The organism is Pseudoalteromonas sp. T1lg75, from assembly GCF_002964705.1.
GTDB lineage: Bacteria > Pseudomonadota > Gammaproteobacteria > Enterobacterales > Alteromonadaceae > Pseudoalteromonas.
The window spans coordinates 1-565 of record NZ_PQCD01000040.1 but is presented as its reverse complement, the minus strand read 5'-3'; the positions used below and the strand labels follow the sequence as shown (position 1 = coordinate 565).

The following is a 565-nucleotide window of genomic DNA, read 5'->3' as shown; positions in this document are numbered from 1 at the left end:
ACACTGACGCTCATGTACGAAAGCGTGGGGAGCAAACAGGATTAGATACCCTGGTAGTCCACGCCGTAAACGATGTCTACTAGAAGCTCGGTCTTTCGGGACTGTTTTTCAAAGCTAACGCATTAAGTAGACCGCCTGGGGAGTACGGCCGCAAGGTTAAAACTCAAATGAATTGACGGGGGCCCGCACAAGTCGTACAGATTGAGTTCTAACAGCAGATTCTAGTTCGCTAGATGACGCAAACAAATTTAGAGTCTCAATTGAACTGAGTGACCAACGGAATAAAGAAATTTATTCAGCACAGTCAATTCGATTCGAAAGAATCAAAATCAGAATTCAATGAGCGCCGAATCTTCGGATTCAAAAAACTTTTAATTGAAGAGTTTTGCGTCATCTAGCGAACTAGAATCTGCTGTTAGAACTCAATCTGTACGAGTGCCCACACAGATGATTGCTTCATATTTTTAAAGAACATTTCGAAACTCTTTCGCGTCTCGAGGGCTGTGCATTCTACTCAACCCTGATTTGTTGTCAACACTTAATTTTGAGAAAGTTTAAAGTTTCT

The 565-nt window shown here is 41.8% G+C and carries 1 rRNA gene; it reads left to right on the top strand.

The features are described 5' to 3' along the window. A 16S ribosomal RNA gene (locus C2M36_RS16890) occupies positions 1 to 459 on the top strand; the annotation flags it as partial. Positions 460 to 565 lie beyond the last annotated feature (106 nt).